The 23,919-nt window shown below is 37.1% G+C and carries 20 protein-coding genes; 7 read left to right on the forward strand and 13 right to left on the reverse strand.

Annotated elements, in window-relative coordinates; all coding sequences use genetic code 11:
- Positions 1-28: 28 nt before the first annotated feature.
- Genes NGC85_RS09875 through msrB form a run of 3 tightly spaced genes read right to left on the reverse strand, consistent with a single transcriptional unit; the run spans position 29 to position 1,817 of the window.
- Positions 29-874, reverse strand: coding sequence for an AraC family transcriptional regulator (locus NGC85_RS09875; RefSeq protein WP_254730693.1), 846 nt, complete (start codon positions 872-874; stop codon positions 29-31).
- Positions 875-915: 41 nt separating this feature from the next.
- Positions 916-1,401: a glutathione peroxidase gene (locus NGC85_RS09880; RefSeq protein ID WP_005054587.1), complete on the reverse strand. Its 486-nt coding sequence runs from the start codon at positions 1,399-1,401 to the stop codon at positions 916-918.
- Positions 1,398-1,817: a peptide-methionine (R)-S-oxide reductase MsrB gene (gene msrB, locus NGC85_RS09885; protein WP_005054588.1), complete on the reverse strand. Its 420-nt coding sequence runs from the start codon at positions 1,815-1,817 to the stop codon at positions 1,398-1,400. Before msrB ends, NGC85_RS09880 begins: the two co-directional genes overlap by 4 nt.
- A gap of 240 nt (positions 1,818-2,057) precedes the next feature.
- Between msrB and NGC85_RS09890 the strand changes: the two genes are divergently transcribed.
- Positions 2,058-3,479: a pyridoxal phosphate-dependent aminotransferase gene (locus NGC85_RS09890; RefSeq protein WP_254730696.1), complete on the forward strand. Its 1,422-nt coding sequence runs from the start codon at positions 2,058-2,060 to the stop codon at positions 3,477-3,479.
- 63 nt (positions 3,480-3,542) lie between these two features.
- On the opposite strand, the gene NGC85_RS09895 is transcribed toward NGC85_RS09890, so the two are convergent.
- On the reverse strand, positions 3,543-4,439 hold the full coding sequence (locus tag NGC85_RS09895; protein ID WP_254730699.1) for an SEL1-like repeat protein: 897 nt from the start codon (positions 4,437-4,439) through the stop codon (positions 3,543-3,545).
- A 569-nt stretch (positions 4,440-5,008) separates the two neighbouring features.
- Between NGC85_RS09895 and NGC85_RS09900 the strand changes: the two genes are divergently transcribed.
- The 6 genes from NGC85_RS09900 to NGC85_RS09925 all read left to right on the forward strand — a co-directional run bounded on the left by NGC85_RS09900 (position 5,009) and on the right by NGC85_RS09925 (position 14,619).
- Positions 5,009-6,076 carry an asparaginase gene (locus tag NGC85_RS09900; RefSeq protein WP_254730702.1) on the forward strand — a complete coding sequence of 356 codons (1,068 nt, stop codon included), beginning with the start codon at positions 5,009-5,011 and terminating at the stop codon, positions 6,074-6,076.
- Between the two features lie 170 nt (positions 6,077-6,246).
- The gene (dnaE, locus tag NGC85_RS09905; RefSeq protein WP_254730705.1) at positions 6,247-9,810 is read left to right on the forward strand and encodes a DNA polymerase III subunit alpha; all 3,564 of its coding nucleotides are present in this window, start codon (positions 6,247-6,249) and stop codon (positions 9,808-9,810) included.
- 13 nt (positions 9,811-9,823) lie between these two features.
- The gene (locus NGC85_RS09910) at positions 9,824-10,663 is read left to right on the forward strand and encodes an RNA methyltransferase (RefSeq protein WP_254730708.1); all 840 of its coding nucleotides are present in this window, start codon (positions 9,824-9,826) and stop codon (positions 10,661-10,663) included.
- On the forward strand, positions 10,656-11,468 hold the full coding sequence (gene cysE / locus NGC85_RS09915; protein ID WP_005054600.1) for a serine O-acetyltransferase: 813 nt from the start codon (positions 10,656-10,658) through the stop codon (positions 11,466-11,468). Before NGC85_RS09910 ends, cysE begins: the two co-directional genes overlap by 8 nt.
- 115 nt (positions 11,469-11,583) lie before the next feature.
- A complete protein-coding gene (locus NGC85_RS09920) occupies positions 11,584-12,483 on the forward strand; it encodes an ABUW_2363 family tetratricopeptide repeat lipoprotein (RefSeq protein WP_254730711.1) in 900 nt (299 codons plus the stop codon).
- A 117-nt stretch (positions 12,484-12,600) separates the two neighbouring features.
- The gene (locus tag NGC85_RS09925; protein WP_254730713.1) at positions 12,601-14,619 is read left to right on the forward strand and encodes a triacylglycerol lipase; all 2,019 of its coding nucleotides are present in this window, start codon (positions 12,601-12,603) and stop codon (positions 14,617-14,619) included.
- A 51-nt stretch (positions 14,620-14,670) separates the two neighbouring features.
- On the opposite strand, the gene ahpF is transcribed toward NGC85_RS09925, so the two are convergent.
- From ahpF to NGC85_RS09970, 9 genes are all read right to left on the reverse strand, one after another.
- Positions 14,671-16,236, reverse strand: coding sequence for an alkyl hydroperoxide reductase subunit F (gene ahpF / locus NGC85_RS09930; protein WP_254730716.1), 1,566 nt, complete (start codon positions 16,234-16,236; stop codon positions 14,671-14,673).
- Between the two features lie 125 nt (positions 16,237-16,361).
- Positions 16,362-17,279, reverse strand: a complete 918-nt coding sequence (locus tag NGC85_RS09935) for a hypothetical protein (RefSeq protein WP_254730719.1) — start codon at positions 17,277-17,279, stop codon at positions 16,362-16,364.
- Between the two features lie 25 nt (positions 17,280-17,304).
- On the reverse strand, positions 17,305-18,435 hold the full coding sequence (locus tag NGC85_RS09940) for a toxic anion resistance protein (protein ID WP_034710346.1): 1,131 nt from the start codon (positions 18,433-18,435) through the stop codon (positions 17,305-17,307).
- 12 nt (positions 18,436-18,447) lie between these two features.
- On the reverse strand, positions 18,448-19,224 hold the full coding sequence (locus NGC85_RS09945) for a tellurium resistance protein (protein ID WP_254730722.1): 777 nt from the start codon (positions 19,222-19,224) through the stop codon (positions 18,448-18,450).
- Between the two features lie 172 nt (positions 19,225-19,396).
- Positions 19,397-20,389 (reverse strand): putative solute-binding protein, encoded by a 993-nt coding sequence (locus tag NGC85_RS09950; RefSeq protein WP_254730726.1) that lies wholly within the window; start codon positions 20,387-20,389, stop codon positions 19,397-19,399.
- Between the two features lie 191 nt (positions 20,390-20,580).
- A complete protein-coding gene (locus tag NGC85_RS09955; RefSeq protein WP_254730729.1) occupies positions 20,581-21,003 on the reverse strand; it encodes a PaaI family thioesterase in 423 nt (140 codons plus the stop codon).
- 52 nt (positions 21,004-21,055) lie between these two features.
- Positions 21,056-22,039: a fatty acid desaturase family protein gene (locus NGC85_RS09960; protein ID WP_254730732.1), complete on the reverse strand. Its 984-nt coding sequence runs from the start codon at positions 22,037-22,039 to the stop codon at positions 21,056-21,058.
- 110 nt (positions 22,040-22,149) lie between these two features.
- Positions 22,150-22,947, reverse strand: a complete 798-nt coding sequence (locus NGC85_RS09965; RefSeq protein WP_254730735.1) for a PaaX family transcriptional regulator — start codon at positions 22,945-22,947, stop codon at positions 22,150-22,152.
- Positions 22,948-23,049: 102 nt separating this feature from the next.
- Complete coding sequence (locus tag NGC85_RS09970) at positions 23,050-23,850, reverse strand: undecaprenyl-diphosphate phosphatase (protein ID WP_005053371.1); 801 nt, start codon at positions 23,848-23,850, stop codon at positions 23,050-23,052.
- Between the last annotated feature and the right edge of the window lie 69 nt (positions 23,851-23,919).

A 23,919-nucleotide genomic window follows, 5' to 3' on the forward strand; every position in this document is an offset into this window, starting at 1 on the left:
GCTTTATTCTTGTATAAAATTGCGTGCGCTAAGTTTTTTTAGAATATTGTTTCGGTGTAATCCCTGTATGTTGCTTAAACACTCTTTGAAAATGACTCTGATCTGTAAAGTTCAACTCATAAGCTAACTGCGCAATATCACAACGCTGTTGTAATCGTTGACGAGCGATATTGATTTTAGTATTAAGTTGATACGCATGTGGCGTAAATCCAAAATAATGTTTAAATAACCGAATTAAAGCATATCGACTAATCTCCATTTTTTCGGCCAATTGCTGTAGAGATAAATTTTCTGAGCCTGTAGATAAACATTTGATCAGTTGCGGTAAATATTGCTGATAGTAATTTGACGGTACGATTTCTTGCAAATCAAAATCTGGTAATAAAATTTCTGTGAGCGTGGCAACCAAATTCTGTTCTTTCTGAAAAATTGAAATTTCTGAATCAAACAAACTATTATTTAAATGAGTAAAAGCAGAATAAGATTTTGAATTTTTTAATATATTTGGTTTTATCTTTGGTATTTTTGCTGCAATTAAATCTGAGTTTAGTGTTTGATCAGTCCATAACTCATTCATCAACGTTTTTAACCATTCGACATCAAGGTGCATCATTTGATAGCTCCAAGCATGTTGAGGTAAAGGATTACACGAATGCTCAACATTTGCTGGAATGACAACAACACTACCAGACTCAAGCAATTGCTCTTGAGCAAAATAGCTTGAAAAATGACTCTGACCCACATCCACCGCACCAATTGAAAAGGTAGGATGGCTATGTGATTTATAACAAATTCGACTTTGGCACGCCCTACGTATTTCTACATAAGGCATGAGTGGATCATTCCAGAACTCAACTGTTGAGTCTAATAACATCTCAGCCTCAAAATTAAAGAGTGACCACAATTTAAAAAAAACTATTTAGCTAAAGCTTTTTCAATATCAGCTTCTAAAGCTTCTGGCTTTGTGGTCGGTGCATAACGCCCCAAAACTTCACCATTACGACCAACTAAAAACTTTGTAAAGTTCCATTTGATATTGCGGCTACCTAAAATTCCTTTTGCTTCGCGGGTTAAATAACGAAAAATCACATGTGCTTCAGGTCCTTTAACATCAACTTTAGCAAACATAGGAAAGTTAACGCCATAGTTACGTTGACAAAAACTTCCTATCTCCTTATTTGTTCCTGGGTCTTGTCCACCAAATTGATTGCATGGAAAACCCAATATTTCTAAGCCTTGCGATTGATATTTTTCATATAACTTTTCTAAGCCTGCAAATTGCGGTGTGAAACCACATTTACTTGCAGTATTTACAATCAGCATGACCTTGCCTTTATAATCAGCGAGCGCCTTTATTTCTCCCTCTAACAATTCAGCTTCGAACTGATAAATGTTACTCATGGATAAGTTTCCTCGTCATTCTTTTCTTCTGTTTTAAGTTGTAATGATGCCGAATTCACACAATAACGTAATCCTGTCGGCTGTGGGCCATCCTCAAACACATGCCCCAAATGTGCATCGCAATCATGGCAGACTATTTCGGTTCTGACCATACCATGAGATAAATCTTCATGTTCTTCTATTGCAACACTATCAATCGGTCTATAAAAACTTGGCCAACCACATCCACTGTCATACTTTGTTTCTGATGAAAATAGCTCAGCTCCGCAACAACGACAAATATACGTTCCGTGTTGTTTATTATTCCAGTATTGTCCAGTAAATGCGGGTTCAGTGCCTTTCTTACGTGTGATTCGGTATTCTTCTGGAGAAAGCTCTCTTTGCCACTCACGATCTGTTTTATTCACTTTTCCCATAGCCTGCACCTTTTATTTTGTTGAAAACAATTTCTTGATGATCATGTTTTTATATTTACGCCATTCAAAAAAAAAACTCTAGTCTTTCACTGTATAATTTATCGTAATTTAAGCACTTAACTTAAAATAGCAAATAGTAAGCAAAATAAATCCACTAAGGTGAGCATTTTCAAATAAATTATCTTTCAAGTAAGCAATCATAGTGTTATTCTTGTACAGCAAGGTTGTGTAGGAAAAAAAATGTCACAGAAAAAAAGTGTGGTTTTTAAAAATCTATTACCAACCATCAGAGAATATCAACAATTGGGTTTCACCCATGAAAAAATTGTTGAATTGCTGAAAGATCAACATGATCTAAATTTGGTTAGTGTCGAAACATTCAAAAGTTATTTATACCGATATGCAAAAGTGAATCCTGCTATGTCTAAAAATACTGTTACACCCCAGTCAAGTCGAGAAATTAAAAAATCATCTAAACTTGAGCATGTTTGTTATGACATTCGTGGACCAGTATTACGCGCCGCCAATGAAATGGAGGAGCAAGGACACAAAATCATTAAGCTAAACATTGGCAACCCTGCACCTTTTGGTTTTGAAGCACCACAAGAAATCATCAATGATGTTGCATTAAATCTTCCGAATGCAATTGGGTACACTGATTCAAAAGGAATCTTTCCTGCACGTAAAGCCATTTGCCAGTACTATCAGCAAAAAGGTGTTTTTGATATGCACGTCAATGATGTGTATGTCGGAAATGGTGTTTCTGAACTGATCGTCATGGCAATGCAAGGCTTGCTCGATGATGGTGATGAAATGCTGGTTCCAATGCCTGATTATCCGTTATGGACAGCAGCAGTCAATCTATCTGGTGGTAAAGCTGTTCACTATAAATGTGATGAAGAAAACTATTGGTATCCTGATATTGCAGATATGGAAAGCAAAATCACTTCCAGTACACGCGGTATTGTCGTGATTAATCCGAACAATCCAACAGGTTCAGTTTATCCTCGTCATGTATTAGAACAAATTGTCGCTTTGGCTAAAAAATACGATTTAATTTTATTTGCAGATGAAATCTACGACAAAATCATTTATGACGGTATTGAACATGTGGCTGTTGCTGCCCTTTCAGGTGATCAGCTCTGTATATCTTTTAACGGTTTATCAAAAGCATATCGTATTGCAGGTTACCGTGCTGGATGGATGGCAATAACGGGTGATAAATCACGTGCAGCCGACTACATTGAAGGTTTGGATATGCTCGCTTCAATGCGTTTGTGTGCGAATCATCAAGCTCAATATGCCATTCAGACCGCATTAGGTGGCTACCAATCGATTAATGATTTGATTCGTCCAGGCGGTCGTTTATACGAACAACGTAATATTGCATGGGAAATGCTCAATGAGATTCCTGGTGTAAGTTGTGTAAAGCCTGAAGGTGCAATGTATTGCTTCCCTAAACTAGATCCTGAGATCTATCCAGTTGAAGACGATGAAAAACTAATGTTGGATTTACTTAAAGCTGAAAAAGTTTTGCTGGTTCAAGGAACAGGCTTTAATTGGCCTACACCTGATCATTTCCGTGTGGTGTTCTTACCTGCTGAAAATGAATTACGTGAAGCAATCAATCGTTTAAGTCGTTTCTTGGCGAAGATGCGTTAAATAAAATAAGCAATAAAAAAGGAAGCAATTTGCTTCCTTTTTTACTCATAACCAATTTCCTAATTAATTAGCTTCAGACTGTAATTCATCCCATTGAGCTTCATACTCTTTGGCTTTCTTTAAATTCTTAGTTAAACCAAAACCACCTTTCTCATATAAACGAGCTAAATCTAATAAAGCTTCGTTCTCACCCTGCTCAACTGCGAGTGAATAATACTCTGCTGCCTTTTTATAATTTTTTTCAACACCCTTAGCTTCTTCATATACATAGGCGATATTTGAAGAACCCAAACCATTTTCAGCTTCTGAGGCTAAAGTGAATAAACGCAAAGCTTCTTTGTAATCTTGTTTTATACCCGCTTTTCCTTCCAAATAGAAAATACCAAGATTATTAATTGCAGATGACTCATCTTGCTTTACTGCTAACTGATAGTAATGTAATGCTTTTTTTAAGTCTTGAGGAACTTCATCGCCACCATCATTATATAAATGCCCCAACTCCGCTTGGGCAAGATCCAATCCTGCATCAGCAGATTTGATCATCCACTCCAAACCTTTCTTAGTATTAACAGATACACCTTCATCACCATATAGATACAAGTAACCCAAGTAATATTGAGCATGTAATTGCCCTTTTTGTGCTGCCTGCGTATACCATTTCAAAGCTGTTGGATTATCTTCTTCAGTACCCTCGCCGTAGTCATACATATAACCTACGGAAAATAAAGCATCAGCATTACCTTTAGCAGCTGATTTCTTAAACCATTCTAATGCTTTACCAAAATCTTGCTCAACCTCATTTCCATAATAGTAAGCATCACCCAAATTGTTTTGGGCAACTGCATCACCCGCTTTGGCTTGTTGTACAAGCTCTTGAGTAAAAGATACATCTTCTGCATGTGAGAGATTAAATGCGCTAAAAACCATGAAAATTGAAAATGCGATATTTTTTAATTTCACTATTAAGTCCAATTTGATAAATTTTTAATCAAAGATATTCTAGCGTCAAAATGTTCTATGTAAACCTAAATTTAAATTGACTGAAAGCCAAAAAATAAAAATTCAATTTTATAAAAAAATGATAAATCTAAATGAATTATTAATGTTCAGTACGGATAATTGTTGCTACTCTGACTTAATTTATCAAACAAATCACAAGAAATATGATGTAATTTTCATCAAGAAATAACGCGTAAAATATTGTGACAATGACACTTTGCCATAGAGTCTCTGTTGAATTTAAGCTAAAACTTATTGTTAATGCGATTTAAAAAATTAAAAAACAAGGATTTTTTGTCTTATTGGAAAAAATAAAATAATGAAAATAATTAATTTTAATCATCACATTCAGACGTACTGAATTAAAAATCAATCAAAAAATAACTTCACTTTTTTAGAACGCGACTCATTTAAGAAAGCATATATTGCCAATGATTTAAAGATCAAAAACAAAAATAATGTCCGCGCTGTCATGTCTTGTATAGACATCATGGTTCTGATGGAAATTATAAAATACAGGATTGTTATTGATGATCAATAAAACGGTTAAAACAGTTGGTTTAGTATTCACATTGCTTGCTGCTTCTGTTTCATTATATGCAAAAAATAATGTAGTCGTTGTTGCCACTGGTGGAACAATTGCAGGCGCGGGCGCGAGCTCAACCAACAGTGCTACTTATACGGCAGCAAAAGTTCCTGTCGATGGTTTAATTAATGCAGTGCCTCAACTTAAAGATTTGGCAAATGTCAGTGGCATACAAGCTTTACAGATTGCATCGGAAAATATTACCGATAAAGAACTTTTATCACTCGCTAGACAGGTGAATGATTTAGTCAAGAAACCATCTGTAAATGGTGTCGTGATTACGCATGGATCAGATACGCTTGAAGAAACGGCTTTCTTTTTGAATCTTGTTATACATACAGATAAACCGATCGTTTTAGTTGGCTCTATGCGCCCATCAACTGCTCTATCTGCAGATGGTCCTCTCAATTTGTATAGTGCAGTCGCTGTTGCTTCATCTGACGAAGCAAAGAATAAAGGCGTCTTTATTGTAATGAACGATTCAATTTTTGCTGCACGCGATACAACCAAGGGCATTAATATCCACACCAATGCTTTTGTAAGCCAATGGGGTGCTTTAGGCACTATTGTTGAAGGCAAACCATATTGGTTTAGAAATAGTGTTAAACGTCAGACCAATAGCTCAGAATTTAATATTGAAAATATTAAAGGAGATCAATTACCACAGGTACAAATCGTATATGGTTCTAGCTCAATGACACCTGAAGCTTATCTTGCTTATGCAAAAGCGGGTACTAAAGCCATTATCCATGCAGGTACAGGTAATGGCTCTGTGCCTAATTATATTGTGCCAACATTAAAACAACTGCATGATGAACAAGGAATACACATCATTCGCTCATCACGCGTGGCACAAGGTTTCGTCTTACGCAATGCGGAACAGCCAGATGACAAATATGGTTGGATCGCTGCGCATGATCTTAATCCTCAGAAAGCACGCATCTTAGCTGCACTTGCTTTGACCAAAACCAATGATGCAAAAGAAATTCAAAGAATGTTCTGGCAATATTGATTTTAGCGCGCCATTTTATAACCGATGTATATAGTCTGATCACTTATACATCGGTTTTTTGTTTCTACTCTATTACTCAGACTGGATATCCGCCCTATTGCAAAAATATTAGACAACTGTCCTAGACAGAGCGTGCTAGAATATTTCGCAGTCGCGTTTAGGATAGATTTATGCAGTTTGTTCATCTTGGTATACACACAGAGTTTTCGATTACAGAGTCGATAGTTCGCATACCTGATTTGGTCAAAGCTGCGGTAAGTGAAGAGATGCCTGCTCTTGCGCTTACAGATTTATCTAACTTGCATGCAGCAGTTAAATTTTATGAAGCTTGCTTAAAAAAAGGCATTAAACCTATTTTAGGCAGTGTCATTCGCCTGAATGATGCAGAGCATAGAGCCACGCTACTCGCCATGACGAGTGTGGGTTGGAGAAATTTAACAGAGATCGTTTCTCGCGGCTTTATTGAAGGTCAGCAACTCAGTATTCCTTGTGTTCAAAAAGATTGGATACTTCAACAAGCTGATGATTTAATTATTTTGCTCGGACAACATAGCGATGTGGGCAAAATGTTGTGCTCTTCAAATCCGCAAAAAGCCGAACCATTATTAGAAGCTTGGATTGAGAAATTTGGCAATCGTGTTTATCTGGCTTTAACCCGTACAGATCGTGCTGGCGAAGAAGATTTTATTCAACAAGCCGTAAAATTAGCTGCCAAATATCAAATCGGTGTTGTTGCACATAATGACGTGCATTTTATTGAACAAGATGATTATGATGCTCATGAAGCACGCGTCTGTATTGCAGATGGTTATGTTTTGGGAGATGACAAACGTCCTAAAAACTACAGTACTGAACAATATTTTAAAACCGCTGAACAAATGTCTGAGCTTTTCTCAGATATTCCAAGTGCCATAGAAAACTCGTATTTTATTGCGCAACGTTGTAACGTTGCTTTGCAATTAGGAACGTATTTCCTTCCTGACTTCCCTATCCCTGATGGTTACACCATTGATACCTACTTTGAGCATTTATCACGTACAGGTTTAGAGGAGCGACTCAATCATCTTTATCCAATTTCTGAACGTGATGAAGATTGGGCTGACATCCGAAAGCCTTATGATGATCGAATCAAATACGAAGTCGATATTATTCTTAAGATGGGTTTCCCTGGTTACTTCCTCATCGTCATGGACTTTATTCAATGGGCAAAAAATAATGGTGTACCTGTAGGTCCGGGACGTGGTTCAGGCGCAGGTTCATTGGTTGCTTATAGTTTAAAAATTACCGATCTTGATCCGTTACGTTACGATCTACTTTTTGAGCGCTTCTTAAACCCTGAACGTGTCTCCATGCCCGACTTCGACGTCGATTTCTGTATTGCTGGTCGAGATCGAGTGATCGAATATGTCGCACAGAACTATGGACGTGAAGCTGTTTCACAGATTGCGACATTCGGTACGATGGCTGCCAAGGGCGCAATTCGTGATGTGGCACGTGTCTTAGGTAAATCATACGGTCTTGCCGATCGTATTTCCAAAATGGTTCCAACCAAACCACTCGGTGTCGACTTGGCAACTGCCATCGATATGGAACCTCAACTTAAAGATATTGTGACCAATCCATCGAATCCAGATAATGATGATGCCGCTGAAATCTGGGAAATGGCGCTCAAACTAGAAGGTATAACTCGTAATACAGGTAAACATGCGGGTGGTGTGGTTATTGCACCGGGGAAAATTACTGATTATTCAGCTGTACTTTGTGAAGCAGATGGAACAGGTCGTGTCGCACAATATGATAAAGATGATGTTGAGGCTGCTGGCTTAGTCAAGTTTGACTTCTTAGGTCTACGAAATTTGACAGTTATTGAAGATGCTGTTCAGAATATTAATAAAAGAATTAAATCCGACACGCCACTGAATATTGCAGATGTGCCTTTGAATGATAAAGATGCTTATTTAGTCTTTGCCGAAGCAAATACCACCGCCGTATTCCAATTTGAATCCGTCGGCATGAAAAAAATGTTGAAGGAAGCAAGACCAAGCAAATTTGAAGAAATTATTGCTTTCGTATCCTTATATCGTCCCGGTCCAATGGATCTGATTCCAGACTTTATTCATCGTATGCATGGTGGTGATTTTGAGTATCTACATCCATTGCTCGAAAGTGTATTAGAGCCTACTTACGGGATTATGGTTTACCAAGAACAGGTTATGCAGGCTGCACAGTTCTGTGCAGGCTATACGCTTGGTGGTGCAGATTTACTTCGTCGTGCGATGGGTAAAAAGAAGCCTGAAGAAATGGTGAAACAACGCCAAATCTTTATTACAGGTGCTGCTGAAAAAGATATTGATGAGGCGACAGCAAACCATATCTTTGACTATATGGAAAAGTTCGCTGGTTATGGCTTTAACAAATCACATGCAGCTGCTTATGCACTCGTTGCTTACCATACAGCATGGTTAAAAGCACATTATCCTGCTGAATTTATGGCTGCCGTTCTATCATCAGAAATGCAGAATACAGACAGCATTGTATTCTTAATTGATGACTGTCGAAATAATAAATTAGAAGTACTGCCGCCTTCTGTAAATATGTCTTTGTATCATTTTCACGCCAGTGATGAGAAAACCATTGTTTATGGTTTAGGCGCAATCAAAGGCGTAGGTGAACAAGCGATGCAATCTGTCATCGACTCACGTATCAAAGAAGGACCTTATAAAGACTTATTTGATTTCTGCCATCGAATCGACCTTAAAAAAATTAATAAGCGTACTTTAGAAGCATTAATACGTGCAGGTGCTTTGGACTGTTTAGGTATCGAACGTTCAAGTTTAATGGCGCAGTTACCAGAAGCTGTGCAAGCCGCAGAACAAGCACGCAGTAATCGCGAAACTGGGATTATGGATTTGTTTGGTGAGGTTGAAGAAGTTCAACGTAAACCCGCTAAACCTGTGAAACCTTGGTCAGATGAAGTTCGATTGAAAGGTGAAAAGGATACGCTTGGTTTGTATTTAACAGGTCATCCAATTGATGTTTATCGAACTGAATTAAAAGCTTTTGTACCTGTTAAATTGAATGAACTTACACCTACGCGTAGAGGTGTAACTACAGTTTATGCAGGCTTGGTCGTTGATATTGCTAACTTTCCAAACCGCGTTATGATTACCTTAGATGATGGTACGGCTCGGGTAGAAATTAGTTGTAATCATGAACGTTTCCAACGTTATAAAGATATTATTCGTTTAGAACAAGTCATCGTTATCGAAGGTGAGATCTACGAGCGTGAAGGCTTTGATCGACCTATGGCTCGATTAAGCAAAGCATTTACTTTAAATGAAATTCGACAAAAACGTGCGCAGAGCATTCAAATTCGATTAGCACATGATCTCATGAACAAATCTTTAGCTAAAGATTTGCAAACCATACTTCTTCCATATTGTAATATCGATATGTGTCAGCATATTGGTCTTCAAATATTAATCGATCAAAGTTTTGCTACTGCTGAGCTTCATTTAGGTCCTCAATGGAAAGTTGCTCCATTTGATGAATTACTTAGCAAGCTCAGAGATTACTTTGGTAAAGATGCAATTTTTATTGAATACCAAGTCAAATCAAAAGCAGCTCGGGTAGCTGAATCGCCTAAACCCGCGATGATTGCGCCACCGCCTGAAAATATGTCAATGGATGAAGCTTTAGATATCTATCAAGCTGAAATCTCTCAATATTCTTAATTTTGGATGATTTATGAACTCGTTTGACTCAAATGACGTGTCCAACCGTTTGGATCATGTTCGTATCGTTATGGTCAATACCACTCTCCCAGCGAATATTGGCAGTGCCTTACGTGCCATGAAGACCATGGGATTATCTAAACTTGTTTTAGTTGCGCCAAAAACCTATCCGCATCCTGATATTGATGCGCTTGCAGCGGGTGCGCAAGATTTAATTGAAAAAATTGAAATTGTTGAAACTTTAGAACAGGCGATCCAAGATTGCCATCTTGTTTTCGGAACAAGCGCTCGTAGTCGTACTATTCCTTGGCCATTACTTGATGTTCGACCTGCTGCAAAAGAAGCTTTAAATGCAGCAAGTAAAGATCAAAATATTGCCATCGTTTTTGGTCGTGAAGACCGAGGTTTAACCAACGAAGAATTAGCATTAGCAAATTATCATTTAACGATTCCTGTTAATCCAGATTATGGCGTTTTAAATGTTGCTCAAGCCATTCAAGTCGTATGTTATGAACTCAGAATGGCAGCATTTGAGCAACATAATCAGCCTAATGAAATAAAAAATGACTATATGCAGCTAAAACAACAGCAAAGTATGCAGTGGGATGAACCTCTAGTTACTCAACAGCAGATGGAAGAGTTCTACCCCCATTTCGAAAAAATGCTAACCGAAATTGAATTTTTAGATCCAAATAATCCACGTTTACTTCCTTTACGCTTGCGTCGTTTATTTGGAAGGATACAATTAGATCGTATGGAGTATCATTTATTACGTGGCGTCTTCAGCCGCGTACAGGCTTTAGCCAGTGGTTCATGGAAAAAAAATATCAAAGAGGATCAGTCTCATGATTAAACAGCTAAAAGAAGATATTGAAGCTGTATTTGCACGTGATCCTGCTGCACGAAATACACTTGAAGTTTTAACCACATATCCAGGTATTCATGCGCTGATCATGCATCGCGTAGCGCATGAACTTTGGAAAAAAGAACTGAAAGGTTCTGCTCGCCTACTCTCTTCATTTAGCCGATTCGCAACAGGTATCGAAATTCATCCTGGGGCTAAAATAGGTAAACGTTTCTTTATCGATCATGGTATGGGCGTTGTGATTGGTGAAACAGCAGAAATTGGAGATGATGTGACCCTTTATCACGGGGTTACATTAGGTGGCACAACTTGGAATAAAGGTAAACGCCACCCAACTTTAGAAGATGGGGTTGTGGTAGGTGCTGGCGCAAAAATTCTTGGACCATTTACTGTACATAAAGGTGCAAAAGTAGGTTCAAACGCAGTAGTAACTAAAGAAGTTCCAGAAGGTGTAACTGCTGTAGGTAATCCAGCAAGATATATTTTCAAAGATAAAACTCAAATTGCGCAAGATGAAGCGAATCGTCGTGATTATGCAGAAAGCATTGGTTTTGAACCTTATGCAACGACACAAGATCAAGCAGATCCTATTTTAGATGGTATTCGTGTTCTACTCGATCGCATGCAGAAGAATGAAAAGCATATGAATATGCTTTGCCAACGTTTGTCTGAACTGGATCCATCATTCAAGCCTCAGACGTCTAAGAATCAACCATTAAGTAAAGAAGAACTTAAGATTATTGAAGAAGTTAGACGAGAATGTGAAGCACAGAGTAAAACTTCATCAACCTAATATATAAATTATAAAAAATGTAACAAGCTTATCATTGCAAGTTGGTTTTGCTTTTCCTAGACTGGTAAAACCAACTATCTACTTCTCATTTAACTAAAATTAATGGATGTAAAGCATGAATTTTAAGCCTTTGGCACTACTTGTCCTTTCAACTTCTGTTCTGACGGCATGTGGTATTGCACCAGTTAAAAAGGAAAAGGTGAATGAACCTTTTGTGTTTAAAGAACCAGACCCAACTCCGCCATTCTATGCTTTAAATCCAGTCAAATACGATGCACCACCGAGTTTTGAAGTTGCAATCAAAGATGCAGCAGCTCAACCTGTGACTAAAATGGTTGTTTCATTACAAAATGATCCATCTAAATCTACCACACTCGAAGTCAATAAATTAATCGTACCTACAATTGAGAGCAAGCAACGTAATATGAAATACGCTGTCCTTGCAGGTGAAAATGAAGTTGATGTGACTGAAGTTGATGACTTCTTACAACTCGTTGAAGGCAAAGCTCGCCACTACCCTCCACGTTTCCCTGAGCGTCAAGAACGTAAAGGTTATGAGGTGAAATTAAAAGAAATCACTCATCAACTTGATGCTTTAGCCGAAAAACCAAACGCTTCACTAGATGTTCTAACGCGTGCATTTAAAGCAAGCGTCATGGCTCGAAATATGGATTTGGGTACAGCATATACCACCAAATCACTCACATATGCTCAACGTATTCTTGCGATTAGTCCAAATGATCCTGAAACCAACTTCTGGTTTGGTTTTGGTTTATCTGAAGGTGGCGGTCAACGTGAAGCTATTCCTTACTTAGATAAGGCAATCAAAGGTGGTGTACAAGAAGCTTATCTTTCTGCTGCAAACAACTATTTATGGTTAGAGCAAAAGAAAAATGCAATTCAAACACTTAAAAATTATAAAATTAATTACCCAGACGAAGCTGAAGTGACTGATAAACTCATCAGTGAAGTGGAATCAGGTAAACGTTGGAATGTTTGGCAAGTGCTTAACTAAATCTGCTTTTTTGTAAAAAATAGATCGTTTTAACGGTCTATTTTTTTTGGGCGATTGAAAAAGCAACTTATTTTCGTATTATAGCCCTATTCTTTCTGCATAACTTGCTGAATTCCCATGCTTGTATTTAAATCAAAATATTATCTTTTTTATGGCATTTTACTTACAACGCTAACAATGAGCGGTTGTCAGGTTGTTAGCTTAAAACAGCAAGCGCTTGACGTAACCATTGCAAATGAACGTAACAGTATTTTGACGCAAAAAAAATTAAGCGAAGCGAGCCTTAACGTACTTTCAATGTCAGGCAAAGAAGCCAAGATTTGCATGCAAACACCTGATCAATGTATTGCAGACTTACATAAAATTCCTCAGATTTTAGATGAGCAATTGCTTTCAACAGCCAGTGAATTGTATCTGTCTAAATCCATTACACTTTCAGAATCAGCTGCTTGTAAAATAAGTAAGTTAAGCAAACATAAATCGGATGAAGAACAACAGAAAATTCAAAATAGTTATGACGAATGTTTAGATCAAGAACTTGAAGCTTTAGACAAAAGCATTCGATATAGTTATGCCTATTTATTTAAAACAGAACGACAACCGCAAGAACGTATTTTTGACAATCGCCAAGTTCAAATTCGTGATTTTTATAACCAAGCCCTTACAAAACTAGTGAATGTGCATAGTTTGAGAAATCCCTCCACCAATATCGCTCCGACAATAAAAATTGGTAAAAGTATATACACCATTGATATTCAGTCATATCAACGTATACAAAACATGCAATTAGAAAAGTTTATTTCTAGCTATAACATGAACTTCTCAGGTCTAAGGGCGATTAATAGACGTGATGGTTTCGGTTCTGACTTTGTTGCAGTCTATCCTTCAGGTGATACATCCAAACTTGAAAATAAATATATTCTTGATCCACTCTCATTTGATTATCCTAAAGGCATCAATCCTAATATTCATAAAGCACGTTATTTAGCTGCGACGATTATTGCCCAACCTAAGAAAAATAATGCAACCATTGATGATGTATTACATAGTCCAAATTTTGAAATTAAAGTTTATGATCCCTATAACACAGAAAAAGTAAATATTGCGGGTAAGCCTTACTCCTTAGCTGCAAACTTCTCAGCACCGTATGGATTATGGTTAGCCGAAAATAACTTAGGGGCAGCCGCCTACTTAACTTTAATAGACCGCGATCAGCATCTCACCATGCCGCATCTCTACATGCTTGAACCTTATAATCCAAACAAAAAAGTGATTGTACTGGTTCACGGACTTGCAAGTAGCCCAGAAGCATGGATTGCAGTGACAAATGATATTATGGGTGATCCTGTCCTGCGTGAGCACTACCAAGTTTGGCAAGTGTTTTACTCAACCAACATGCCAATTTTGGAAAGTCGTTTTCAAATTTATGCTCTACTCAAACAAGCTTTTGGCTCTTTAAACAGTAAAGATGCGGCTTCCAAAGACGCAGTACTCATAGGTCATAGTATGGGTGGTATTATCAGTCGCTTATTAGTAAGCGATGCTGATATTTCTAAACAAGCATTGGAAATGATGAATAGCCGCCAACAATCTCGTTTGAGAAAACATCCAGTGATTGGTGAGCGTCTTAAAATGAGACCAATTCAAAACTTTGATCGTGCTATTTTTCTTGCAGCTCCTCATCGTGGGACAGATTTTGCTGATCGATGGTTTACGCTAGCGGCACGTAAAATCATTAAATTGCCAGCAACATTTTTAACCACCCTAACAGATACATTAACCAGTAATGATGCCGATCTTAAAGATTTTGTTAAGACACTTACCAATGAAGTAATTCAAAATGGTCCTAGTGATCTGAGTAAAAAATCAAAATTTATGGAGCTTACTTCAAACATCCCACCTGAAAAAGACTTAGTTTTCCACTCTATTATGGGCAACATCACTAAAAGTGACGATCCTAATACAATTACGGATGGGATTGTTCCTTATAAGAGTGCACATTTAGATGGAGCTGTTTCTGAAAAGATCTTTACTGGCGGACATTCTATTCAAGAAACACCTGAAGCTGTTTTAGAACTACGTCGTATACTACGTCAACATTTAGTTGATCATGGACTATACAAACCCAACAACTAACAGAATAAAAAAGCCCAAAGATTTCTTTGGGCTTTCCTTTAAGAATTGAAATTACATACCAGATCGGATCATATAATCAAAAGCGGAAAGTGAAGCTTTCGCACCTTCACCAGTTGCAATGATGATTTGCTTGTATGGCACTGTGGTACAGTCACCCGCAGCAAACACACCTTTAACATTGGTTTCATTACGATCATTGATCACAATCTCACCACGATTACTCAGTTCAACCGCACTGTTCTTTAAGAAATCCGTATTTGGTAGTAATCCGATTTGCACAAAGATTCCAGCAAGTTCGATCGTGTGTTCAACATCCGTCGCACGATCTTTATATTTTAATGCCGTCACTTGAGCGCCATCACCTACCACTTCCGTACTCAATGCATTTAAGATCACGGTGGTATTTGGCAAACTGTTTAATTTATCTTGCAACACTTGATCAGCACGAAGTTTGGTATCAAACTCAACCAAAGTCACATGCTCCACAATCCCTGCAAGATCAATTGCAGCTTCTACACCAGAATTACCGCCACCAATCACTGCAACACGTTTGCCTTTGAATAATGGACCATCACAGTGCGGGCAGTACGCTACACCACGGGTACGGTATTCAGCTTCACCCGGTACATTCATTTCTCTCCAACGAGCACCTGTTGAAAGAATGATGGTTTTAGATTCAAGCTTGGCACCATTTTCCAATTCAACTTCAACCAGACCATTCGCCGTTTGATCTGCACCTGTGATCTTGCTGACACGTTGCAAATTCATAATATCCACGCCGTATTCACGAACATGTGCTTCCATATCTTGAGCAAACTGAGGACCTACTGTTTTTTGCACCGTAGTGAAGTTTTCAATATCCATGGTATCCATCACCTGACCACCAAAGCGTTCAGCTACGATACCTGTTTTAATGCCTTTACGCGCTGCATAGATTGCTGCTGTACCGCCTGCAGGACCACCACCAATTACCAACACATCAAATGCATCTTTGGCATTGATCACTGCCACATCTTTCTCAGCAGAATTGGTGTCCAATTTCGCTACAATTTCTTCCAAAGTCATACGACCTTGACCAATATGTTCATTATCTTGGAACACCATTGGTACAGCTAAGATTTTACGTTCTTCAACTTCATCTTGGAAGAAACCACCATCAATCATGGTTGCGGTAGTATTTGGATTATTAATCGCAATCAGATTCAGTGCTTGAACCACATCTGGACAGTTATGGCAGCTTAAAGATACGAACACATCAAAGTTTGCAGTTAAGTTTAAGCCTTTGATCTGAGCAAGTACTTCATCAGACACTTTAGGTGCATAACCTGAGACTTGTAATAATGCCAAGATCAAAGAGGTAAACTCATGTCCCATTGGTAAACCAGCAAAGAACACACGCGGTTGTTCACCTGCTTTGGCAATACCAAAACTAGGACGACGAGCGTTTGAACCGTCAAAACGCGCCGTAACTTGATCAGAAAGTTCTGCAATTTCAGTCACGAGTTCTTTGATTTTTGCAGCTTTGTCTGATTCATCTAAAGCAGCAACCAATTCGATTGGACTTTCTAAACGTTCTAAGTAAGCTTTTAATTGCGTTTTAATATTTTGATCTAACATATATTTCTCCAAATTCTAAGCAGTACAATCAGCTAAATTCTTTCAATGAGGCTATAGTACGCAAAAACACTAAATAGGTGAAACAGTATGTTTTTATTATTTCAATCGGATTTTTGAATTAATACTTAGAAAGCATCAAGTTTATTCTCAATTCGATAACGACGATTTTTTAAATGTTTCGCAAGTAGATAAAAAATTCCACTCATAGCTAACATTAGAACAGTAAAAATCCATAAAATCACATTCACAATCATTGAAATATGCTCAGCTTGTTGAGCACGCAAATCTAAAGGTTGTGTTAACGCAGTAATACTTTTGCCATAGAGTTGTTGTTGCATCACCCACAACTGTTCTGGCTTAAAATCATATTCTTGAAATTGAGATGGATTACTTTTTTCTGCTTTAATGAGTTGATTGACATAGATATTCGCTGTTTTTCGATCTACAGGCTGATGTAATAAAGCGACTTGAGCCAATATATAAGCTTTTTCAGTTGAGCTAACATCAGCTTGATACAAATCTTGCGCGATCTGACTTTCAGCAATATTATTTTCATAACTCATCCATTGCTGATATGCCTGCTTAGTTTCATCTTTCCAGTCATATTGGATATAAGCCAAACTGGACCAAATCAAAATAAAACCAATCACCCATGCCAAAATCTTTTGAATCCAGCCCTGTAAGCGTCTCTTAAAAAAACTGAATTTTTTTAGCAAACTAACAACTACAAATGCACCAATAAATGCACCAAATATTTTGAGAAATAGCCAACCAAACCAAGAGATTAAATTAAAAAAATAATCAATAGGCTGTTTAAAAGGAACTAATTCTTGAACATGATAAGGTAGATCCAAAGCTTGAACATGAATTGAAAGATCATAGAAACGATAGATAAATTCTTTTTGCAAAAATAAAGATGCAATAGTAACAACTGCTAAAGCACTGGTTGGAACAAACCAGATCATCAAATGACGTTGACGCTTTTTTAACACATCCAAACGTTGGTCAATGGGTTGCACACTAAATTCGTCTATTGGTGACAATGATCTTTCCTTCAGTAAATTAAATCTAAGACTTAGGGGTGTTTTGTCCGCTATTTTCCAGAACTAAATGATTCAAACTCTCTTGTAACGCACGTAACCGCGTTGTTGCCTCTGCTCGTTTTTGCATACCTTCTTTCTGAATTTGAATAACATCATTTACTGTTTTAATGAGGGTGTTTTGAACATGTTCAAGTGTTTCCACATCAATTACTGAACGTTGATTGGCTTTAGCAGTATCAACTGAGTTTTGATGTAATAATTCTGCATTGCGACGTAACAATTCATTTGTGGTGTCATCAATTGCTTTTGCGAGCTGCACACTATTCTTTTGCTCTTGCAAAGAGATCGCTAAGCTAATCTGATTCTTCCATGCAGGTAAGGTAATATTCTTAATTGCATAGAACTTGTCTACTAACATCAAATTATTTGATTGAATAATACGAATCATCGGTAAAGTTTGCATTGCAGATTGCTGTAAAACTTGTAAATCACTCACTCTTTTTTCAAGGTTGTTTGCCAAGTGATTAAAGTCATAAATTTGCTGCGTGGTTTTTTGATCTTGCTCTAGTGTCGTCAAGCTTGATATTTGTTGTTGAATATCCTGTTGTTTTAGTTGCCCAGCAGCGATATAAACACCCAACTGTTTATATTCCTCTTGGACAGCATCAAACATTTTATCCAATGTTCCAACACGTGCTTTTAAACCAGACTGTGAGCTTTCAATCTCTTTCACCAACACATCGATTTGTTCTTTCGTGGTATTAAAATGCTGATCAAAACTTTGTTTAGCGCCTTTAAACTTACTCAGTAAGCCTCCGAAAAAGCCAGAGTTTTTAGACTTATTCAAGATACTTGAAGTGTTCAATTGCTGAGCCACTTGCACAACCTCATTCAATTTTTGGCCTGTCGCATCCAAGTCTTTATTTTGAACAAGATTTAATAACTCGTCTGTATATGTAGAGGTTTTATTCGCAATATTTTTACCATACTCAGCAACTACTGTTGTGCTGATATCTGCAAGTTCTTTATGAGCATCCATTACTTCTGAAAAATCTTGCGGTTGCAATCCTAATTCTTTCAAGTTCAGTTGCTCAAAGCGTTGCTCTTCTTTTAGTACAACCTCATTTGAGACTTTATTAAGTTCTAAATCTGACATCATAATCCCCTCTTATTTCTGTAATGATTTTTTCAAATTTTGAATCAGTTTTTCTCTACTCTTATCTAACTGCTCAATCGTCGCAGCTGAATGAGATTCGTGACTTTGCTTCAAATGATATTGCCATGCAGGAATCAAAACTTGTTGAGCCTCTTTAAAACGATCTAATAGGCTAAATGATAAATGCTGTGACAATTGCATTTGTTTCATCGCAATGTCATTACTGCTTTGTAAAGTTTGTAACGTATTAATTTTTTTTGATAAACGCTCCACAAAATGATCAAGCACTTGTTGTTTGCTAAACTGAGGATATTCATTTAGAAACTCATCAGCAGCAAAAATATAGGCTGCCATTTGTTCTCTTAAGCCAAGTACTTGTTGTAATCTCGATTGTGATTTTTGAATTTCAATCTGTAATTTTTGACTTAAATGATTGGCTTCATTAATTAAGCGATCTAAGTCTTTAATATATTTCACTTGCCCGGCATCATATTCAATATCAATGCCCAACCATTTTTGCAATGCGTTAAAGCGACGACCGCCTAAATATTTTTTGGACAATGATAATTGCTGAATAATTTGTGTAATTACTTCACTAAGTTGTTGATTCAGCTTAGGATCAACACCATTCAACAATACACTTTGAGCCTGTACCAAATGATCGGCATAATGATTTAAAAGATGAGGATCATTGAGCAAAGGCAATAAATCATTACGCTTAATCGCCAAAATATGGTCTTGATTTGACTCAATTTGCGATAAAGGTGTTAAGTCGAGTGCTGTAGCCATATCATTAAAACGAGTAACAACAAAGAAATCCGAACATATTTAGTTTTAGCATGTTATTGATTTTTCGCATACTTAAATGTTGTTATGTTTTTAATATTATTTTAGTTATTCTGAGTAAAACCTTCTCAACCACAATAAATTAAGAAGGCTTATTACCAAATCTTCTCATCGATTATTCATCATTCAATGCGCATTCAAAACTATTTGGATTTTGTTTGCACCGAACTTTTTTAAGGAAACTCATCATTTTCGGATCGTAAACGCCAGCTTTAGTTAATGAAATCCGTGCTTCACGCATCATTTTCATATAATTGACCTGTTCTTCAGCTGAAATATTCATCCAATATTTTGCTGGAATCTCTTTTTCATATTTGGAAATAATATTGAAAGTTCGACCCAATTGACCAGCGACCCATTCTCTTGATTTCTGCCCAAAACCCTCAGGAAATTTTTCTTTTCGAATAATAAAATTAGCTGATATTTGCGTCAGTGGAAATTTAACAATACCACCTTTTTCACCCAACCCTTTATGCAACTCAAGTGGCTTATAAGCCACAATCGGAGCAGGCACAATATCAATTTGATGATTATTAAATTTTGGTCCGGCTGTAGTGACATCAACAGATACAGCTTGCGCCCCAACCTGAGCTACTAAACGAGGTTGAGCTTCATCATAAGCAAATACACCTATTTTTTTACCCGCAGCTTTCGCTAAAGTATTGATGTTTCGATCTGAAACAAATAGATACGCTGGACCAATTGTACCTAAACCTGCAATTTCATAAGGACCATTGACCATGCTTTGAGCTGCATGAGGTTTAGACAAAATTTGATATGCAAGAATTGCGGTTTTCATATCTGTTAATGCGCCAATTGCATCTAATGAGCCGATATATTTATTAAATTGCCGACCTCGTAAACCACTAATAATTGCTCCATCACAATGACCAACTTTGAGATTCTCTGCTGCAATCCGTTCATCTACGTAAGCACGTAATTCAATATCTGCACCCCACTTCTTCGCTTCTAAAGCGTAATCTTTAGCTAATGCAAAGGCATCACCTGATTTACCAACAGGATCAAAGATGCAAACGATTTGTTTCGCTTGAGTAAAAGACGCCAAACCTGAAAATAGCACACCGACCAATAGTTTTTTATTTATCATCTTATTCCTCCTGAAAAAGATTTTTATAGATATCCATCTCACTCCATTTTCAAATGTGTTCCTATGACATCATAAATATTTTTAGACCAATTAAAGTCAATCGTTTTTAAGCATATGTTTTAATTTTTATTTCATGGGTTGATAAAATCGTTTCTAAGCATGTTGATAAAATGATTGTTTTGGAAACTCAATTATTGGATCTGTTTTGTCGGGATGGCATAAGTTCCTATCACATGTGCTACGGGTTCATCATCACCCATTGAATATAACCAAACTTCGCCTGTAACCAGTGTTCGTCCGACCTTAATTAATTTACACACTGCACGAATATTTTGATTTCCATTCGGTTTGCGAAAAAAATTTATCGTCATATTTGTGGTTACTGCCATCGCAATTAAACCTAGATGCCCCATGATTGCGACATAAAGGGCGAAATCTGCAACTAACATTAATGTCGGGCCAGAAACTGTTTGCCCTGGTCGTAAATCATTCTGATCAACACGATATAATAATTCAGCACCTCTATCCGTTATTTCTTGAATACTGGTTTTTTCGAGCGCTTGAGGAAACTCTTGCGCTAAAAAATTAATGATTTCGTTTTTATCAATCGCCATTTTTTATTCCACATTTTAAAATTTATTTTGATTAAAAAATTCACCGCAATCATTATTCAGCTTTATTTGATAACTCATTTAAGACTTGCCAATAATTTGGTGGCTCAGACACATAACCTCTATCTTTGAGCATTTGATGCATTCGAGGTAATTTAAAATATGGAACCGTTGCCATCAAATGATGTTCTTTATGATAGTTGACATGGATTGGTGCAACCAAAGCACGTGCAATGTAGCCTGCTTTAGTAGTACGAGTATTGGTCAAAGCACTATTACTAGTTGGCATACCTGCATGTTCTGCTATTGAGCGTACACGTAGGAATAGTGGAAATGGTGTTAAATAAGCTAAAACCCAAAGTGCATATAATTTTGGATGTCCTGCTGCCCAAAGCACAGAAAATAATGCCGCATTGGTTGCAATAGCGCCGCCACTATTTTTTAAAAAAGCTTTTGCGTAGTCAGCCCAATGTCGACCTTCTTGGGAAATCCAACGACGATCATTCGACACAGTCCATTCCATTTTCTCTGTATCCATTAGAACACGACCAACAGCAAATTTAAAACCAGTAATTCCTGAAATATCTCTTAAAAATTTACGCATCAACGATTTTTTAGACGTTGGAAAACCAGCTACTAAGGACAAATCAGGATCATCCACAGTAGAAGTCTTACTGTGATGACGAATATGATGAGCGCGATATTTTTTTAAATCGTTCCAAATTGGTCGTGCACAGAGCCAATCTGTCGCGACATCATTTAACCACTTTGTTTTAAATAAACTTTGGTGCGATGCATCATGCATAATAATAGCAAGCGCTAGCTGACGACCTGCTAAAACGATTAAAGCAGCTATGCACATCAGTAGTTTACCCCATGCAGGTAAATACTCCCATGTACTTGCTACAGTTGCAAAAGTTCCACCAATAACTGCCCATGTTGATAAAACAGCCCAACTGCCATGTATATCAGACTTTGATGTTAACTCAGTGATTTCTTCTCGTGTAAATAAATCACTAATCGCGGTTCGTGTATTCATATCCTTGACCTATATTTGTTTTAATTTTTAAAAAATACAAAATTTATAGTTTTATTTTAAAACAAGTAATATTTCTGTCAATATATTAAAATTAATTTTATTGTAATATTTCAGATTAAATGAGATTCATAAAATTTTTGCCATAGGAGCAATCCCGTTTGGTCTAATCGTTGTACGCTTGATGCAAATTCCTGACGCAACTCAACATCGACAAAATCTTGAGGTAATAAAGGATCATTCATAAGCAAGGAAATCGTTTGTCGACCAAGTAATAGTGATTCCTTAGCGGCAATTTCTAGAGTTAATTGATCTACGGTATCCAACCATTTTTGAATCATTCCATTATATTTTTTGTAGTTTTCATTCAAAGTTTGAGTCGGCCACAATTTTGGAATATTTAATAACGTTGATTCATCAAAATCATTAATTTGACAAATTTTTGCTGTTTTCTCTAAACCAGATGTCTGTAATTCTAAAAAAAGTGCTTTAAAAGGAATTGCCAAATTATCAGGGCGTATATAAATTCCTTGCTCAAGCTCTTTGAAACCAAAGTGCTTCAGTGCTCTTTCTCTACGATTCAATGCGGTACGGTCGACTCGCCCGAGCACCCCAGTTAAAACAGCAAGATATTGATGATTCCACGGTTTAGTATGTTTAATACCATTCTTTCGATTGAGCATCACGTCTGCCCACTCATGTGATTGAGCCGTGAACTGATATATTCCTCGTTCAATAGCTTCAATTACACCTTCATTTGACAAGCGAGTAACCGCTACACGAATACTATTTTCACTAATGTCGAAAAGTTTCGCTGCAATAATTATTTGCTTAATTGATATCTCACGACCCTGTAGCCCAAGAAGTAAATCAATAATTAAATCTCGTGCATTCATTTTTGCTATTGTCATTTTTACAGTTGAACCATTAGTGAGATATAAAAATAAAGAACCGCAATTTTATCTTAGAAGTGCTCCCTTTTAGTCATTTTACTAAAAGGGAGAAGTATTATTTTATAGAAAAATAAATAATAAAATGATACCAAGTACAATTCGGTACCATGCAAAAACACGTAATGTGTGGCGCTCAACAAATTTTACTAATGCACTGACAACCAACAATGCCGCAATAAACGCTGCCACAAAGCCTACAGCGATATTCAACATATTGTCTTGTGTTAGTACATCTGCATTACGAGCCAAATCAAAAACCGCTGCACCAAGCATTGTTGGCATCGCTAAGAAAAAAGAGAACTCTGTTGCAGCTTTTCGAGATAAACCAGAGAACATCCCTCCGACAATGGTTGCACCAGAACGTGAAGTTCCAGGAATCATCGCCACACATTGCGCGCAGCCCACTAAGAATGCTTGCTTATAAGTGATCTTCGTTGCTTCTGTAGTTTTATGCTCAAATTTAATAGACTCCACCCAGAAGATGATCAAACCACCGATAATCAATGCGACAGCAACGACTAAGGGACTAAATAAAACACTCTTAATAAAATCTACTGCGAATATCCCAATCACAACTGCAGGGAAAAATGCAATTAAAACACTAAATGCAAAATGACGTGCTTCTGCGTCCCCACTAAAAAAGCCTTTAAGTAAATCGAAAATCTTCTGACGATATAACCAACATACAGCTAAAATTGCCCCAAGTTGAATAACAACTTCAAATACACGACCATCATCTGAATGGAAATCGATCATATGACCAAATAAAATCAGATGCCCTGTACTCGAAATAGGTAAAAACTCAGTGAGACCCTCAATAAAACCTAAAAATAAAGCTTTTAAAATTTCAATATGTTCCATAACTTACTCAAAAGCACGTAATATAAAATAGCTAAAAAAATTAGAGGCAAGCTTAACCCGAATTTAAAT

The organism is Acinetobacter sp. Z1 (assembly GCF_024296945.1).
Classification (GTDB): Bacteria; Pseudomonadota; Gammaproteobacteria; order Pseudomonadales; family Moraxellaceae; genus Acinetobacter; species Acinetobacter beijerinckii.

Excerpts from the sequence above, each read along its gene's own strand:
- NGC85_RS09875 (WP_254730693.1), bottom strand. The coding sequence starts at position 874 with ATGTTATTAGACTCAACAGTTGAGTTCTGGAATGATCCACTCATGCCT.
- NGC85_RS09880 (WP_005054587.1), bottom strand. The coding sequence starts at position 1,401 with ATGAGTAACATTTATCAGTTCGAAGCTGAATTGTTAGAGGGAGAAATA.
- msrB (WP_005054588.1), bottom strand. The coding sequence starts at position 1,817 with ATGGGAAAAGTGAATAAAACAGATCGTGAGTGGCAAAGAGAGCTTTCT.
- NGC85_RS09890 (WP_254730696.1), top strand. The coding sequence starts at position 2,058 with ATGTCACAGAAAAAAAGTGTGGTTTTTAAAAATCTATTACCAACCATC.
- NGC85_RS09900 (WP_254730702.1), top strand. The coding sequence starts at position 5,009 with ATGATCAATAAAACGGTTAAAACAGTTGGTTTAGTATTCACATTGCTT.
- dnaE (WP_254730705.1), top strand. The coding sequence starts at position 6,247 with ATGCAGTTTGTTCATCTTGGTATACACACAGAGTTTTCGATTACAGAG.
- NGC85_RS09910 (WP_254730708.1), top strand. The coding sequence starts at position 9,824 with ATGAACTCGTTTGACTCAAATGACGTGTCCAACCGTTTGGATCATGTT.
- cysE (WP_005054600.1), top strand. The coding sequence starts at position 10,656 with ATGATTAAACAGCTAAAAGAAGATATTGAAGCTGTATTTGCACGTGAT.
- NGC85_RS09920 (WP_254730711.1), top strand. The coding sequence starts at position 11,584 with ATGAATTTTAAGCCTTTGGCACTACTTGTCCTTTCAACTTCTGTTCTG.
- NGC85_RS09925 (WP_254730713.1), top strand. The coding sequence starts at position 12,601 with ATGCTTGTATTTAAATCAAAATATTATCTTTTTTATGGCATTTTACTT.
- ahpF (WP_254730716.1), bottom strand. The coding sequence starts at position 16,236 with ATGTTAGATCAAAATATTAAAACGCAATTAAAAGCTTACTTAGAACGT.
- NGC85_RS09940 (WP_034710346.1), bottom strand. The coding sequence starts at position 18,435 with ATGTCAGATTTAGAACTTAATAAAGTCTCAAATGAGGTTGTACTAAAA.
- NGC85_RS09945 (WP_254730722.1), bottom strand. The coding sequence starts at position 19,224 with ATGGCTACAGCACTCGACTTAACACCTTTATCGCAAATTGAGTCAAAT.
- NGC85_RS09950 (WP_254730726.1), bottom strand. The coding sequence starts at position 20,389 with ATGATAAATAAAAAACTATTGGTCGGTGTGCTATTTTCAGGTTTGGCG.
- NGC85_RS09955 (WP_254730729.1), bottom strand. The coding sequence starts at position 21,003 with ATGGCGATTGATAAAAACGAAATCATTAATTTTTTAGCGCAAGAGTTT.
- NGC85_RS09960 (WP_254730732.1), bottom strand. The coding sequence starts at position 22,039 with ATGAATACACGAACCGCGATTAGTGATTTATTTACACGAGAAGAAATC.
- NGC85_RS09965 (WP_254730735.1), bottom strand. The coding sequence starts at position 22,947 with ATGACAATAGCAAAAATGAATGCACGAGATTTAATTATTGATTTACTT.
- NGC85_RS09970 (WP_005053371.1), bottom strand. The coding sequence starts at position 23,850 with ATGGAACATATTGAAATTTTAAAAGCTTTATTTTTAGGTTTTATTGAG.